The sequence below is a fragment of the Aromatoleum petrolei genome, assembly GCF_017894385.1.
Taxonomy (GTDB): Bacteria; Pseudomonadota; Gammaproteobacteria; order Burkholderiales; family Rhodocyclaceae; genus Aromatoleum; species Aromatoleum petrolei.
In genome coordinates this window covers 3,278,955-3,293,605 of record NZ_CP059560.1, presented here as the reverse complement: position 1 = coordinate 3,293,605, position 14,651 = coordinate 3,278,955, and the positions used below count along the sequence as shown (strand labels likewise).

The 14,651-nt window shown below is 65.7% G+C and carries 12 protein-coding genes; 4 read left to right on the top strand and 8 right to left on the bottom strand.

The genetic code is table 11. The features are described from left to right. Nucleotide 1 precedes the first annotated feature (1 nt). The 3 genes from ToN1_RS15010 to ToN1_RS15000 are packed head-to-tail and all read left to right on the top strand — an operon-like array spanning nt 2 to nt 4,311. On the top strand, nt 2–775 hold the full coding sequence (locus ToN1_RS15010; protein ID WP_169205800.1) for a lipopolysaccharide kinase InaA family protein: 774 nt from the start codon (nt 2–4) through the stop codon (nt 773–775). Further along, the gene (locus ToN1_RS15005) at nt 772–2,232 is read left to right on the top strand and encodes a lipopolysaccharide kinase InaA family protein (RefSeq protein WP_169205799.1); all 1,461 of its coding nucleotides are present in this window, start codon (nt 772–774) and stop codon (nt 2,230–2,232) included. The genes ToN1_RS15010 and ToN1_RS15005 overlap by 4 nt, the downstream gene beginning before the upstream one ends. A 24-nt stretch (nt 2,233–2,256) precedes the next feature. Further along, nucleotides 2,257–4,311: an LTA synthase family protein gene (locus ToN1_RS15000; protein WP_169205798.1), complete on the top strand. Its 2,055-nt coding sequence runs from the start codon at nt 2,257–2,259 to the stop codon at nt 4,309–4,311. Between the two features lie 123 nt (nt 4,312–4,434). Here ToN1_RS15000 and msbA read toward each other — a convergent pair whose 3' ends face one another. After that, the gene (gene msbA / locus ToN1_RS14995) at nt 4,435–6,306 is read right to left on the bottom strand and encodes a lipid A export permease/ATP-binding protein MsbA (protein WP_169205797.1); all 1,872 of its coding nucleotides are present in this window, start codon (nt 6,304–6,306) and stop codon (nt 4,435–4,437) included. 41 nt (nt 6,307–6,347) lie between these two features. Here msbA and ToN1_RS14990 point away from each other — a divergent pair, with 41 nt between their 5' ends. Next, the gene (locus tag ToN1_RS14990) at nt 6,348–7,010 is read left to right on the top strand and encodes a phosphotransferase (RefSeq protein ID WP_210147828.1); all 663 of its coding nucleotides are present in this window, start codon (nt 6,348–6,350) and stop codon (nt 7,008–7,010) included. On the opposite strand, the gene ToN1_RS14985 is transcribed toward ToN1_RS14990, so the two are convergent. The 7 genes from ToN1_RS14985 to ToN1_RS14955 all read right to left on the bottom strand — a co-directional run bounded on the left by ToN1_RS14985 (nt 6,994) and on the right by ToN1_RS14955 (nt 14,466). Continuing rightward, the gene (locus ToN1_RS14985; RefSeq protein ID WP_244860792.1) at nt 6,994–8,163 is read right to left on the bottom strand and encodes a hypothetical protein; all 1,170 of its coding nucleotides are present in this window, start codon (nt 8,161–8,163) and stop codon (nt 6,994–6,996) included. The two genes, ToN1_RS14990 and ToN1_RS14985, sit on opposite strands and share 17 nt — an antisense overlap. Nucleotides 8,164–8,170: 7 nt before the next feature. Further along, nucleotides 8,171–8,977: a polysaccharide pyruvyl transferase family protein gene (locus ToN1_RS14980; protein ID WP_169205796.1), complete on the bottom strand. Its 807-nt coding sequence runs from the start codon at nt 8,975–8,977 to the stop codon at nt 8,171–8,173. Between the two features lie 12 nt (nt 8,978–8,989). Further along, the gene (locus ToN1_RS14975; RefSeq protein WP_169205795.1) at nt 8,990–9,679 is read right to left on the bottom strand and encodes a sulfotransferase family 2 domain-containing protein; all 690 of its coding nucleotides are present in this window, start codon (nt 9,677–9,679) and stop codon (nt 8,990–8,992) included. Between the two features lie 72 nt (nt 9,680–9,751). Next, nucleotides 9,752–10,708 (bottom strand): glycosyltransferase family protein, encoded by a 957-nt coding sequence (locus ToN1_RS14970; protein WP_169205794.1) that lies wholly within the window; start codon nt 10,706–10,708, stop codon nt 9,752–9,754. Next, a complete protein-coding gene (locus ToN1_RS14965) occupies nt 10,705–11,598 on the bottom strand; it encodes a DUF6625 family protein (protein ID WP_169205793.1) in 894 nt (297 codons plus the stop codon). The genes ToN1_RS14970 and ToN1_RS14965 overlap by 4 nt, the downstream gene beginning before the upstream one ends. Continuing rightward, nucleotides 11,595–12,737: a glycosyltransferase gene (locus ToN1_RS14960; RefSeq protein ID WP_169205792.1), complete on the bottom strand. Its 1,143-nt coding sequence runs from the start codon at nt 12,735–12,737 to the stop codon at nt 11,595–11,597. Before ToN1_RS14960 ends, ToN1_RS14965 begins: the two co-directional genes overlap by 4 nt. After that, a complete protein-coding gene (locus ToN1_RS14955; protein ID WP_169205791.1) occupies nt 12,721–14,466 on the bottom strand; it encodes a carbamoyltransferase family protein in 1,746 nt (581 codons plus the stop codon). Before ToN1_RS14955 ends, ToN1_RS14960 begins: the two co-directional genes overlap by 17 nt. Nucleotides 14,467–14,651 lie beyond the last annotated feature (185 nt).

Sequence of the window (14,651 nt, the reverse complement as noted above, 5' to 3'; positions counted from 1 at the left end):
GGTGAAGGACGACTTCCTCGCCGATTCCGCGCGCGCGCTCTTTGCGCAGCACGGCCTCGACCGCTTCGACGCGCTGTGGGCGCTCGAACTTGACCACGTGGATGCCCCCAACACAGGCCGCGGCGGCTGGAGCAGCGTGAGCCGCCTGGAGCTCGCGGACGCCAACGGCGCGGTGCAGGCCTTCTACCTCAAGCGCCAGATCGACCACCTCAGCCGCAGCCTGCGCCACCCACTCGGCGAAGCCACTTTCGCGCGCGAATTCCGCAACATCCGCCGCTACCAGCACGACGACGTACCGGCGCTCGAAGCGGTATTCTTCGGCCAGCGCCGCATCGCCGGCAAGGTCTGTGCGCTGCTCGTCACGCGGGCGCTCGACGACCACAAGCCGCTCGACCGCTGGCTCGCCGAATGGCCGGCGCTGCCGCGCGCGACCCGCCGCGCGATCGTCGACGCCGTCGCCGGCCTCGCGCGCACGCTGCACGGCGCGGGCCACCTGCACAATTGCCTGTATCCCAAGCACCTCTTCGTGCGTGTCGACGGGGGCCGCGCCACGGCACGCCTGATCGACCTCGAAAAGACGCGCCGCATCGTCCTCGGCACCCGCGACCGCGCACGCGACCTCGACGCACTGAACCGCCACACCAGAGGACCGGCGGCCACCGAGCGACTGCGCTTCCTGCTGCGCTACCTGGGCCGCGACTCCCTCGACGATGCCGCCACACGCCTCGCAGACCATATCCTGCGCCGCCGCCATCGCAAGGCCGCCCGCCGATGACCGACCGTCTTCAATCTGCGCGAACCGCGGCTGACGTTCCGCTCGCGGACGCGGCCACGCTGCGCGCAGCCGGGCGCGCCCCCGCCGTGCCCTTCCGCGTCGCCCTCACCGACGGTCGTGAACTCGTCATGAACCGCCTGCTGCGCGTGCTGCCCGGCAGGCGCGTCGTCGGCGACAGCCTGCTGGACGGACGGCGCGTGCTCGCCAAGCTCTTCATCGACAAGAACAGCGCCCGCCGCGCCGAACGCGAACGCCAGGGCATCGCGGCACTCGCCGCGGCCGGCATTCCGACCCCGGCCCTCATCGCCGCGGCCGCGCTGCCCGGCGGCGGCCACCTGCTCACGACCGAGTTCCTCGACGGCGCGACGACGCTGCTCGAACACTGGCGTCCCCTCGCCGACCGCCTACCCGGCGACGTCGATGCATGCGAGTTGCTCGTGCCGGCCTTCCGCCTGCTCGGCCGGCTGCACCGCGCCGGGCTCGCCCACGACGACCTGCATTTCGGCAATTTCCTGCTGCACAACGGGCATCTTTACATCATCGACGGCGACGCCGTGACAACTGCCCCCGCCCCGCTCGCCGCGAAGCCTGCCGCGCGCGACCTCGCGATGCTGATCGCGCAGTTGCCGCGCGCCTGGGATGGCGCGATCGCGCCACTGCTCGCCGCCTACCGCGACGGCGGCGCGCAGAGTCTCGACGCGGCCGTGCTCGCCCGCGCACTGCGCCACGAACGCGCCTGGCGCTTGCGCGACTACCTCGCCAAGACCGGGCGCGACTGCACGCTCTTCCGCGTGCATCGCAGCCTGCACCGCTTCGAGGCGGTCGTGCGCACGGAGGCCGACGCCCTCGCCCCGCTGCTCGCCGACCCCGACCACTGGGTCGAAACCGGCCACCCGCTCAAGCGCGGCAACACCTGCACCGTCTCGCTCGTCGAACTCGGCGAGCGCCGCTTCGTCATCAAGCGCTACAACCTCAAACACTTCGGTCACGCGCTCTCGCGCGCCTGGCGCCCCACGCGTGCCTGGCACTCGTGGCGTGAAGGGCACCGACTCGCGCTGTTCGGCATCCCCACCCCCAGGCCGCTGGCGCTGATCGAGGAGCGTTGGGGCCCGCTGCGCGCCCGCGCCTGGCTCGTCACCGAATACTGCGGCGGCCCCGACATGCTCACGCACCTGCGTGCCGACGAGGAGCCCGCCCCCGCGGAAGCCGCGTCCCTCAAGACGCTCTTCGACACCCTGTATCGGGAGCGCATAAGCCATGGTGATCTGAAGGCCACCAACCTGCTGTGGGACGGCAACAAGGCCCTGCTGATCGACCTTGATGCCGCCCGTCAGCACGCTACAATCGTCGGCTTCCACCGTGCCTGGCGCCGCGATCGCGCCCGCTTCCTGCGCAACTGGCCCGCGGATACGCCACTCCATCGCTGGCTCGCCGCGATGCTGCCCGGCCGCCCCTGAGCGCACTTTGACCCGCGAACACCCATGCTCCTGACCGATTGGCTCCAGTCCCGCCGCGTGCGCTACCTGCTCGGCGGCACCGCCCTGCTCTTCGCCGTCTTCGCGCTGCTGCGCGGCGCCTTCCTCGCCGGCTTCGCGGACTTCGACGCGATGGGCAACATCGACAGCGAGCGCATCGTCGAGGCCGTCGGCATCGGCCTGCGCTTCGATCTGCGCCTGGCGATCCTGATGATGCTGCCGGTCGCGCTGCTGGCCTTCCTGCCACGCGCGAACCTCGTACGTTGCAGCCTCGTGCGCGGGCTGTCGCGCCTGTACCTGGCCCTCGCGGTGTTCGTGGTGCTGCTCATCTACGTGCTCGACTTCGGCCACTACGACTACCTCGGCCTGCGCGTCAATTCGACCATCCTGCGCTTCCTCGGCAATAAGGACATCTCGGCAGGCATGCTGTGGCAGAGCTACCCGGTGCTGAAGATCACCGCCGGCTGGCTCGCGGCCTCGCTCCTCGTGCTGTGGGCCGCGATCCGTCTCGAACGCCGACTGCTCGACCGGCCGGCACGGATCAATCCGACCTTCTCGCGTGCGGCCGTCGGCGCGTTCGCGCTGGCGATCCTGACCTTGCTGGGCCTGATCGGCCGCGTCACCAGCATCAACCCCTCGAACCCCGTCCCGCTGCGCTGGAGCGACGCCTTCGTGTCCGGCAACTCGGCGGTCGGCGCGCTGGGCCTGAACCCGGTGATCTTCATCTACGACACCATCCGCACCCCGCAGGAAACCTTCGACCGCGCCCAAGTCGCCAAGCACTACGAGCTGATGACGCGCTACCTCGGCGTCACCGAACCCGACCCCGAGAAACTGAACATCACGCGCCACATCGGCCCCCAGCCGCACAGGCTGCAATTCCAGCGCGCACCCAACGTCGTCTTCGTGATGCTCGAATCGCTCGGCGCGAGCCGCGTCGGCAGCTTCGGCAACCCGCTCGACCCGACGCCCAACCTCGACGCAATCGCGCGCGACGGCTGGCTGTTCCGCAACTTCCACGTCCCGGTCTCCGGCACCGCCAAGACCGTGTGGGCCAGCATCACCGGCATCCCCGACGCCGCCCGCGCCGAGAGCGCGACGCGCAACCCCTTCATCAGCAACCAGCACACGCTCATCAACGCGCTAAAGGAACATCGCAAGGTGTACGCGATCGGCGGCAGCGCCGGCTGGGCCAACATGAACGCGCTGATCCAGAGCAGCATCGACGGCATCGAACTTTTCGAGGAAGGCGCGTGGAAGTCACCCAACGACGACGTGTGGGGGATCTCCGACCTCAACCTATTCCGCGAGAGCAGCGCGCTGCTGAAGGACGACGCGAAGAAACGCCCCTTCTTCGCCTACCTCCAGACCGCCGGCAATCACCGCCCCTACACCATTCCCGCCGACAACGAGGGCTTCGAGATCCGCAAGCCCTCGCTGCAGGCAGTGCAGGACGCCAGCTTCCAGGACGTCGACCAGTACAACGCAGTGCGCTTGCTGGATCACAACATCGGCCGCCTGATGGAGATCGCCAAGCGCGACGGCTGGTTCGACAACACCATCTTCGTGCTCTTCGGCGACCACAACGGCCGCATCAGCCGCCTGCCCTTCATGCCGCCCGCGTTCGAGCAGTTGAACCTCGAGAGCACCCACGTCCCCGCGGTGATCTACGCGCCCAAGCTGCTGAAACCGCGCGTCTTCGAGGAAGCCGCGAGCCTCGTCGACCTGCTGCCGACCATCGCCGGGCTGCTCGGCGTCGAGTACCGCAACGGCGCACTCGGCCGCGACCTGCAGCTCCCCGCCCCCGAGGGCGAGCGCGCCGTGCACGTGATCCTGCGCGAAGGCGCCTTTCCGCTGATCGGTGCCGTCACACGCAGTTTCCTTGTGCAGATGAACCACGACGGCAGCAAGGCGACCATGCACGACCTCGCGTCGAAGACCCCGACCGACAACGTCGCCGACGCCCACCCCGAGGAATTTGCCCGCCTCGCGGCGCTCGCGCGGGGGCTGCACGAAACCTCGCGCTTCATGATGTACGACAACCGCCGCGCCGCCCAATGAACGTAGGGCGGGAGTAGCACGGCGCATCCCGCCACGCGGCCGACGAACAGGCACGCCGGGACAACCCGGCTACGACCGGCGGGATCTGCCGCGCGCCTCCCGCCTTAACAGAACGCGGCGACCTTAACCGGCGGCCGCCCCTTCACCCTGCTCCGCGAACTGCATCGCATGCAGCCGCGCATACGCGCCATCGTGCGCGAGCAGTTCGGCATGCGAACCGCGCTCGACAATGCGCCCCTGCTCCATGACCATGATCACGTCGGCCTTCTCGATCGTCGACAGCCGGTGTGCGATCACCAGCGTCGTCCGTCCCGCCATCACGCGGTCGAGCGCTGCCTGGATGTGGCGTTCGGACTCGGTATCGAGCGCCGAGGTCGCTTCGTCGAGGATCAGGACTGGGGCATCCTTCAGCAGTGCGCGTGCGATCGCCAGACGCTGGCGCTGGCCACCCGACAGCATCACCCCGTTCTCGCCGATCTCGGTATCGTAACCCTGCGGCAGGCGTTCGATGAACTCCGCCGCAAAGGCCGCCTGCGCGGCGCGCTCGACGGCCTCGCGCGGCGCCCCGGCGAGGTCGCCGTAGGCGATGTTGTTCGCGACCGTGTCGTTGAAGAGCGTCACCTGCTGCGTCACGAGCGCGATGTGGCGGCGCAGATTCATCAGCGTGTAGTCCTCGACGTCCACGCCGTCGAGCAGGATCCGCCCGCTTTCGTGATGGTAGAAGCGCGGGATCAGGTTCGCGAGCGTGGACTTGCCACTGCCGGAGCGCCCCACCAGCGCGACCATCTGCCCCGGCTCGACGGCGAAGTCGATGCCGTCAAGGACCACCCGATCACTGCCCGGATAGCGGAAGCTGAGGTCGCACACCTCCAGCCGCCCGCTGACCCGCTCGCGTTCGACCGTGCCGCGGTCCTCCTCGGGCGGCGTGTCGAGCTGCTCGAAGATGCTCTCGGCCCCGGCGACGCCCTTCTGGATCGTCGAGCTCACTTCCGACAGCTGCCGGATCGGCTTGGGCAGCAGCCCTGCCGCGGTGATGTAGGCGACGAGGTCGCCCGCCGACGCGTCGCCGCGCAGCCACAGCACGAGGAACAGCAGCACCGACATTGCCGTGTAGCTCACCAGCTGCAGCATCGGGGTATAGGTCGCGCCGGTCTTCACCATCCTGAGTTGCTTGCGCGTGTTGTCCTCGCTGGCCGCGCGGAAGCGCCGCGACTCGTAAGCCTCGCCGCCGAAGCTGCGCACCACGCGGTAGCCCTGGATGGTCTCGGACGCGACGTGCGTGACGTCGCCCATCGCCGCCTGGATCTTCTTGCTCTGCTTGCGGAACTTGCGGCTCGCGCTCGTCACCATCAGCCCGATCACCGGCAGGATCGCGAGCATCACCAGGGTGAGCTTCCAGTTCATCCACAGCAGGTAACCGAACAGGAACACGATCGTGAGCCCCTCGCGGATTACGACCTTGATCGCGTCGGTGGCCGCGCCGGTCACCATCGTCACGTTGAAGGTGATGCGCGAGATCAGGTGCCCGGAGTTGGTCTCATCGAAATAGCGGTTGGGCAGTCGCAACAAGCTGTCGAACAGCGCCAGCCGCAAGTCCTGCACGAGGCCCAGCGAAACCTTGGCGAGGAAATAGTTTCCCAGGTAGGAACCCAACCCCTGCCACACCGCGATCGCCACAATCAGTACTGGCACTGCCTTCATCAGCGGCAGGGATTCAAGCAGCGGCACGCCGGCGAAGGCCGCCGCATCGGGATTCGACAGCCCGTCGACGAAATACTTCAGGATGCCCGCCAACATCGGCTGCGACGACGCGAAGATCAGGAAGCCGACGATGCTCAGCGCAAACGCCGGCACATAGGGCCGGACGTAGCCCAGCAGACGGAAATAGATCTTGAGGCTGGAAGCGGAGTGCGTTTCTTTGGTGCGCTTCAAGTTGTAGGGCTTCCGGAAAGGGGATTCGTGCACTGCCGCGAAATCCGGCCTGCACTGCAACATGCGGGTTAAAATTGTACCTTTGATTCCTCCGGCAGCGCCCAGTGACTCCACTCAACCGTGAAGCCTTTTCCGCCTTGCGCAAGGGCGCGACGGTCATCGAGGCCGACCCGCGCGGCGAAAAGGTCCTGCGTCTCGCCGACGGCTCCTTCCTCAAGCTCTTCCGCCGCAAGCGCTTCCTGTCCTCGGCGCTGTTCTTCCCGCCGGCGGACTGCTTCCGGCGCAACGCCGAAGCGCTCGCCGCGCGCAACATCCCCTGTCCGCAGGTGCTCGACACCTACGACATCGACAGCGAACGCAAGACCGCGGTGCGCTACTGGCCCCTGCCCGGCGATACCATCCGCAGCCTGCTCCCCGGCTTGGGCCCCGATGAGCGCGCCGCGCTGCTGCTGCGCCTCGCGGGCTTCATCGCCAAACTCCACGACGAAGGCATCTACTTCCGCTCGCTGCACCTAGGCAACGTCCTCTTAATGCCCGACGGCGAATTCGGCCTGATCGACGTCTCCGACATGAGCGTGCAGTGCAGCCCGATCAGCCGCCACAAGCGCGTGCGCAATTTCCGCCATGTGTTCCGCTACAAGGCCGACACGCGCCTCATCAACGAGGCCGGTGCGCTCAGTTTCCTCGCGCACTACAACGCAGCGTCCGGCATCCATCTTGAACCGGAACACATGACGCGCATGCCAAACCTCAACCGCGCCGGCTGACCGCGTCGCGGGCGCGGTAGTAGGACTCCAGAGCCGGGCGGCCGCTGTCGAGCACGGCCATCAGCGTCGGAATCCAGAAGAACACCCACAGCGTGCGCGGCGACACGATCACCCCCGGCGTCGTCGTCGCCACGCCGGCCCAACCGACGAGTGCGACCAGCATCCAGCGCGAACGGCTCCGCCAAGTCGTGACGAAGAACACGGCGGCCAGTGCGAGGAAAAGCGCCAGGGCGATCGCTCCGCCCTCGTAGAGAATCGAAACGTAGGCGCTGTGGGCGTGGAAGAACTGCCCGAGAAAACGATAGTCATCCTTGCCGCATCCGACCCAGATGCTGCAATCGGACGACAGACGTCGCAACGCATCGAGCCAGATATCGAGGCGGAAGCTCAAGCCGCGTTCAAGCAAGGTACCGTCCAGCCCGGAAAACGACAGTGTCGCCAACGCGGCCGCTGCCACGATCAACCCGGCATAGACGAGGCGACGCTGAACGAGGTAGGCGGCGAAGAAGGCCGCAAAGCCGATGAGCGCGGAGCGGGCCTGAAAGACGATCGCGCACATTCCGCAAAGTGCAGTCAGGAGCGCGAAGGCGCCCCAGAAGAGCCAACGCGGACGAGACGCCAGACGACGCTCAACGTAAAACAGCCACAGAAATGTGAACGAGGAAGCCATCAGCAGCGCCGCATAGACGGGGTTCTGCCCCTGCCCCCACAGCGCCACGCGTGGCCAGACATCGAGCGTGTCGAGCAGGCGTATCCAGTCGAAGACGGCGTAGGCGAACATGCCTGCGCTGACGAGCGCGAACGCGCCAAACGCCGCAACCACTCCGCGCCCCCGCCGATCCAGCATCGCACAGCATAAGAACAACACGGCGAGGTACGATGAATCCTTCAGGAAGGCGATATCGACGAGGCTGAGCCAGGCCGCGAGCAGCGCGTAGACGACGGAGAACGCGGGCGCCACGCGAAACAGATCGAGCGCCACGCGCGGCCGATACAGCCACCATGTCAGCGCCGGCAGGCCGAGGCCGGCGTAGAAGATGTTGTTCGATGCCTTGGACGAAATCGGCGCGTAGAACGACGCGCAGAAGACGAACAGAATGACGGACCCCAGCCAGTATCCTGCACGGCCGTCGCGCAAATCCAGCTTTAGCAAGAAGACCTCAGAGCGACGGAAACACGGTCAGCAGATTGTCCTTGATAGCCTCTATGCCGGGGCGTCCACAAGCCCCGACGAGCGCACCGAATTCGCCATCGACGCGCGCAAGGATATCCTCCGGAGAGAGGCAGGCGGGTTCGTCGATGCCGAACGCCGAGTAGTAGTCGGCGAACTTGTAGTCCGAGATCTTGCCGCGCGAGATCGCGATGCGTCGATTTGGAACCCCGAAGGCGTCCGAGACGATCAGCCCATGCATGCTCGACGAAACGATGAAGTGGCACTCCTGGACCGCCCTCAGAACTTCTTCGACCGGCCAGTAGACATCGATGACCTTCACCCCGGGCAACGCACCGACGTGCCCGACGATGGGCGCCGCCTGATCGACGTAGTGCGGAATGAAGCCAAGGGTGAAGCGCTTCGCAGGCTTCGGCCGGCCCGCCCACCAACGATCCGCGAGCAGACCCGGATCTCCCTGCGCCACTCCTTTCAGCCCCGCGCCCGCTTCGATCTGCTCGCGGGTGAGGCGGCCGCGCACGGCGTGGTAGTGATGCCGCGCCGAGAACACTCGCTCCGGTGCGTCCGTGCCGCTTCCCCAGACATGCAGGCGGCGCGGCAGGAAGAAGCGCTTCGCCTTCTGTTCGCGGTTCATGATGGAACCGATCGCCATCATGTCGGCCTTGTCGATGGGCGCGTATTCGACCGGTTTGCGCGCAGCCATCTCGACGATCAGCGGCGAAAGGTAGTCGCCGAAATTCCTCTGCCCCGGATCGTCACGCCCCTTGCCGCGACACCAGTACAACTTGATGGCCATGCTCAATTCGCCTCAATAACCCAATAGTTCGTAGTCGCGCTCATACACTCGGCGGATCCGATCGACAGTGCGGGACTCGAAGGTGAGTGCCTGCGGGCGCTCGGCCGAAACATTCACGGACTCGAGACCCGACCCCACACCGAGGCGCGCGCAAACCTGATGAAAATCGTCCGTGATCGTTTCCTGGCGCCCAATGAAATCCATGCGGACTTCACCGAGCGAATCGCATAGGAAGCGCCATTGCGGTGCGAAATGCATCTGCCGATGGGCGTTTTCATCGCACAGCCAGTGTTGCACGAATCGGTCGAAGCTGTCGTAACGCATCGCAAGCTGATGCGCGGCAAAGTCTCGCTCAATGCTCTTGTTCGAACGCAAGTATCGATACGCCGAATAGGCGCGGTCGAGAGGGTTGCGAACGAAACAGAACTTGTACGCCGAAGCGAAAAAGTCAGGAAAGCTCCGCTCGTAAAACCACAAGGGCATGTGGCCGTGGGTGCGTTGCTGAAAAAGCGACTTCTTGACGCTGCTACCGGCACACTTGGGCACGTGGATGAAGATGCAACGCTGACGTTCGAAGTCCACGGGCAGGCGGACGTTATCCGAGAGGATCTTGTCGATGGCGCCGCGATCGACCACCGAGAACCGGTTCAGAATCGTCTCTCGGACTGGCTTGGGAAACAACTTCCAGAGGTACTTTCTCATCGGTATTCGTATTCGCCTGCTTGAGGCGCCGCCGCATATGCGTGCGGGCTGCGCCGGAACGGGTATCAAGGCTCAAATGCCTAGGCTCTGCCGAAGTTTGTCGATCCAATTAAGCGGACGCCGAGCGCGCAAAGGGGGCACCAAGGCCTGCGCGATACGGGCGCCAAGAACATCAAACCGGTACTGGGTTTCGGCCAAAGATTGCCCGGCTGCAGCGATGCGAGCTGCAAGCGATGAATCCGCACGCAAGCGCGCGAGCTTCGCACTCACCTCGGCAGCATCACGATACAGCACGATATTCTCCATGTCGCGAAGACCCAGCGCGACGTTCTCCTGCTCGCCCTGGTCGTAGGCGAACAGCACACAGCCGCAGGCCATCGCCTCGAAATTCTTGATCATGTATTCGCCGATGCCGGCATCGGCACTGATGAAGAAGCGGATGCGGTTGAGCATGCGCAGATACTCGTCGCCGGACGCCGTGCGGGTGATCAGGAGCTGCTCGCGCGCCGCGATGTCGTCGAGCGTGCGGCGACGCTCGGTATACACTGAACTCTTGGTGCTACCGACGAATGCTAGCTCGACATCGCGCTCCAGGCCGAGGTTGCGCAACATCGTCTGGTCGTAGCCCTTGGGCACGAACACCGCATCGGTGCCTTCGGCGCGCAGCTTCTGCGCGACCGTGTATCCGGAACTGATTACGCGCGCCCACGGCAGTCGTGCATAGTGACGGCTGAACGCCCCCTGGTACTTGCCGGGAAAGTAGTTCTGGCAGGCGTCGTGCTCAAGGATCACGAGATTCGGGACCGTCCTGATGAACGGGACTTGTCGGATCTCCTGCTTGAAGCGCAGGAAGAACACGATACGCTCGTAGTCTTCGACCCGGACATTGCGCCGGAAATAACGCCGCAAGTTGGCCTGGTCTTCGCGACTGAGCCAGCGTAGGTCGCAATCGGCGTGTGCGGCGATGCCCTCGTACAGGCGGTCGAGGATCACGCGCTGCTCCTTCTGGACTAGCAGCAGGATCTTCATGCCGCGCCCTCGCCGAGCGGGTGAAAGCCCCCCGCATCGACGGCCCATCGACCCGAGGCGGCGAGCGCGGCAAGCGAGGTGCTGTCCGGCACCGGCAGGCTCTTCCACGCATGCTTCTTCCAGACGACGAAATGCAGGTAGGGAAAGATGCGGTCGCCGTCGCGATCGTTGCTCAGGCGGCCGCGCTCCCAGAACCAGCGCTGAGGAAAATCGAAGCCGCCGTCAACCCATGCGACCTTTGCCCCGGGCGTGCTGAATGCCTCCACGAACTCCGCGCGCCGGTACCACGCATTGAGCAGGCGCGGCAGATGCGCGACGCGATCAGGCAGGTTCTTGTAACGGATGAAGATCCGGCTGAAGGCGCCTTCGTCGAGCGCGTGATGCGTTGGGTCGCTCATGCGTCGCTGCCAATCCCGCATGCGGAAGAAGAGCTCGCGCAGATCCTTGGTGTTCCTCACTAGGCAGCAGTGGCCCGACACGCGCCGCGCGTGGGTCGCAAAAAGGTCCTTGCTCGCGAGACGCTCCGCGGTGAAATACGCCCGAAGGTCGCCCCACACGAGGTCCAAGTCGCCAAAGGCCCAAAAATCGTAGCCGCGCAGCTCCTCGGCATGGATGTAGCCGAAAGCCGGCTTCACGTCGCACAGCTTGTAGGGGTTCTGCGGCGCAAAGGGGATCCCGAGGGCGTGCGCAACGCGGGCGCAGTAGTCCTCGTAGGCGGTCTCGACGACGCGCACATTGGGCGGACAGTCAGGGATCGGACCACAGTCGGAGAAGATCAGCCAGTCCAGAGTCGGGTTGGCGCGGCAGCTCTCGACGAAGAATGGCATCCAGAACGGCCAGCGGCCGAAATACGGCACAACGAAGCAGATCGACGGCAGCTGCACGCTCATCGTAGCCACTCAGCTTCACCGAGCACCGCCCGGACCATAGGTAGCGTGAAGAAGCGGCGCCGCGCTGCCTCGTCGGAGAAATGCTTGAAAAGGCGCGCGATGCCCCGCTCGACGAACAGCTCACGCTCGGCGGCGGGTCTGCGCGCTGCCTTGACGATCAGGCCGGCAAGGGCCGCCGCGTCGCCCAGCGGGAACAGCTCACCGGCATCGCCGACGACTTCCGGCGCCCCGCCGCAGTCGGTGGCGACCACCGGCACGCGGGCGGCCATGGCCTCGAGCAGCACCATGCCGAAGGGCTCATGGTCGGAACTGAGGGCGAACAGGTCGAAGGCCGAAAAGGCGCGGCGGGCATTCGGCACCTGCCCGAGGAAACGCACCCGCGCGGCGATGCCCAGTTCGGCGGCGAGCCTGCGCAGGTCGCCCTCGAGCCGCCCCTTGCCGAGGATTGCCAGCAGCGCATCGCCCGGCATCTCCGGCAGGGCACGAGCAAAGCCCCGCAGCAATGTCGCCTGGTCCTTGTCCGGGTGAAGACGCCCGACGTTGCCGACAACGAAGGCGTCACACGGCAGCCCCAGCAACTCGCGCGCAGCGTCGCGCGGCAGCACGTCGGCACGTACCGCATCGACGTCGATGCGGTTGTGCAGCGTCTCGATGCGATCGGGGGCCCACGACGGCACCCCACGGCGGATGTCGTCACGGATCGCGTCCGACACGCCGAGCAGGCCCAGGCGCTTGCCGAACCAACGCGCGAAGAGCTTGTGCGTGAGCCGCTCGTAATCGCCAAAGGCGTGATGCACGCCAATCACCGGCAAACCGGTGGCCCAGCAGGAAATGTGGATTGGTTTGAATCGGTGCGCGAGAATCAGTGCGAACTCCCGCCTGGCGATGATCCCGCGCAAGCGATGCATCGCGTCGAGCTTGAGGCCGCGCACGTCGGCACCGTCGTAGTCGAAATAGATCACCTCGTCCGACGCCGACAGCGCGGTCACTTCATCGCTGGGCGGATCCGTCAGGTACACCGTCGTGACCTTGTACGGCGAATCCTTGAATAGCACTGCGTACTGACGCGCGACGTCGCCGAACGGCCCGTAGTGGCAGTGGCAGAACTGCAGGATGCGGCGCTCAGCCAAGGGCTGCACCGTTCTTCACGACCAGCACGTCCTCCATGATGAGGTACTGCAGGTCGGAACCGAAGAACATGTTGAGTGCATCGGTCGGCGAGCAGATCATCGGTTCGCCGCGGCGGTTGAGCGAGGTGTTGAGCACGACGCCGTTACCCGTGAGCTTCTCGAGCTCCAACATCAGCTCGTAGTAGCGCGGGTTGTACTCGCGCTTGAGAACCTGGGCGCGCGAGGTGCCGTCCTCATGCACGACCTCGGGCACGCGCGCCTTCCACTCCTCCGCGACCTCGAAGGTGAAGGTCATGAAGGGCGCGGGGTGGTCGGTCTGCAGCATCTGCGGACCGACGGTGTCGAGCATGCTGGGGCAGAAGGGGCGCCAGCGCTCGCGGAACTTGATCTGCTCGTTGATGCGGTCGGCCACGCCTGCCGCGCTCGGGCAGCCGAGAATGGAACGTCCGCCGAGCGCGCGCGGGCCGAACTCCATGCGCCCCTGGAACCACGCCACGGGGTTGCCGTCGGCGAGGATCTGCGCGATGCGTGCGGGCATGTCGTCGATCTTCTGCCAAGCCGGCTGCGCCGGATGCTTCGCGCAGGCGGCGATGACGTCCTCGTTCGTATAGCACGGCCCGAGATAGACGTGCTCCATCTTCTCCACCGGCACGCCGCGCGCGACCGAGACGTAGGCTGCCGCACCGACCGCCGTGCCGGAGTCGCCCGAGGCCGGCTGCACGAAGAGCTCGCGCAAGTCGGGGCGCGCGATGATCTTCTGGTTGAGCTTGACGTTGAGCGCGCCGCCGCCCGCGAACGCCAAGCGCCCGGTGTCGCGCAGGATGTCGCCGAGGTAGTGGTCGATCATCTTGAGCGACAAGTCCTCGAACAGCTTCTGCATGCTCGCGGCGTAGTGGATGTAGGGCTCGTCGGCGATGTCGCCGGCGCGCTTGGGCCCCAGCCAGTCGATCAGCTTGGGTGAAAAGTAGTAGCCCTTGCCGTTTTCCTTGTAGCGGCGGAAGCCGATCACGTTGGCGTAGTCGGTATCGACGACGAGTTCGCCGTTCTCGAATTTCGCCAGGCGCGAGAAGTCGTACTTGTCCGGGTCGCCATAGGGCGCCATGCCCATGACCTTGTATTCACCGTCGAGCATCTCGAAGCCGAGGTACTCGGTGATCGCGCCATACAGGCCGCCGAGCGAATCGGGATCGTAGAACTCCTTGATCTTGTGGATCCTGCCGTTCTCGCCGTAACCGAAGAAGGTCGTCGCGTACTCGCCCTTGCCGTCGATGCCGAGGATCGCGGTCTTCTCGGTGAAGCCGGAGCAATGGTAAGCACTCGACGCGTGCGCGAGGTGGTGCTCGACCGGCACGATCTCGGTCTTTCTGACGTCGAAGCCGAGCTGCGCGAGGCACCATTCGATGCGTTTCTTGTAGCGATGGAAGCGCCGATTGCCGGTCAGGATCGCATCAAGGCCGCGGTCCGGAGCGTACCAGTAGCGCTTCGCGTAGTGCCAGCGCGCCGGCTCCATGATGCTGATCGGCGCGAACGGGATCGCGACCGCATTGACGTCCTTCGGCTTGATGCCGGCAAAGTCGAGACAGAATTTTGCCGCCTCGTAGGGCATGCGGTTCTTGGCGTGCTTGTCGCGAACGAAGCGCTCTTCTTCCGCCGCAGCGACGAGCTTGCCGCCGACATACAGGGCGGCGGAGGGGTCGTGCGTCAGGGCGCCGGACAGGCCGAGAATGGTCAGAGCCAAGGGTGAAGCCTCAATATAGTCGTCGCGCTGACACCTGAAGATACGTCGGCGCATTCATCGCGAAAAATCTTTGAAGTATACCCTCCCACAGGGGGCACTCACAGGACTATCGTCCGGACGTGTAACACATTCCTTATCATCGCGCCTCGCGATTTCCATCTGCCGCGACTTACCGACGCCGACGC

Coding starts and splice junctions, on each gene's coding strand:
- ToN1_RS15005 (WP_169205799.1), top strand. CDS start 772: ATGACCGACCGTCTTCAATCTGCGCGAACCGCGGCTGACGTTCCGCTC.
- ToN1_RS15000 (WP_169205798.1), top strand. CDS start 2,257: ATGCTCCTGACCGATTGGCTCCAGTCCCGCCGCGTGCGCTACCTGCTC.
- msbA (WP_169205797.1), bottom strand. CDS start 6,306: ATGTTGCAGTGCAGGCCGGATTTCGCGGCAGTGCACGAATCCCCTTTC.
- ToN1_RS14980 (WP_169205796.1), bottom strand. CDS start 8,977: ATGGCCATCAAGTTGTACTGGTGTCGCGGCAAGGGGCGTGACGATCCG.
- ToN1_RS14975 (WP_169205795.1), bottom strand. CDS start 9,679: ATGAGAAAGTACCTCTGGAAGTTGTTTCCCAAGCCAGTCCGAGAGACG.
- ToN1_RS14970 (WP_169205794.1), bottom strand. CDS start 10,708: ATGAAGATCCTGCTGCTAGTCCAGAAGGAGCAGCGCGTGATCCTCGAC.
- ToN1_RS14965 (WP_169205793.1), bottom strand. CDS start 11,598: ATGAGCGTGCAGCTGCCGTCGATCTGCTTCGTTGTGCCGTATTTCGGC.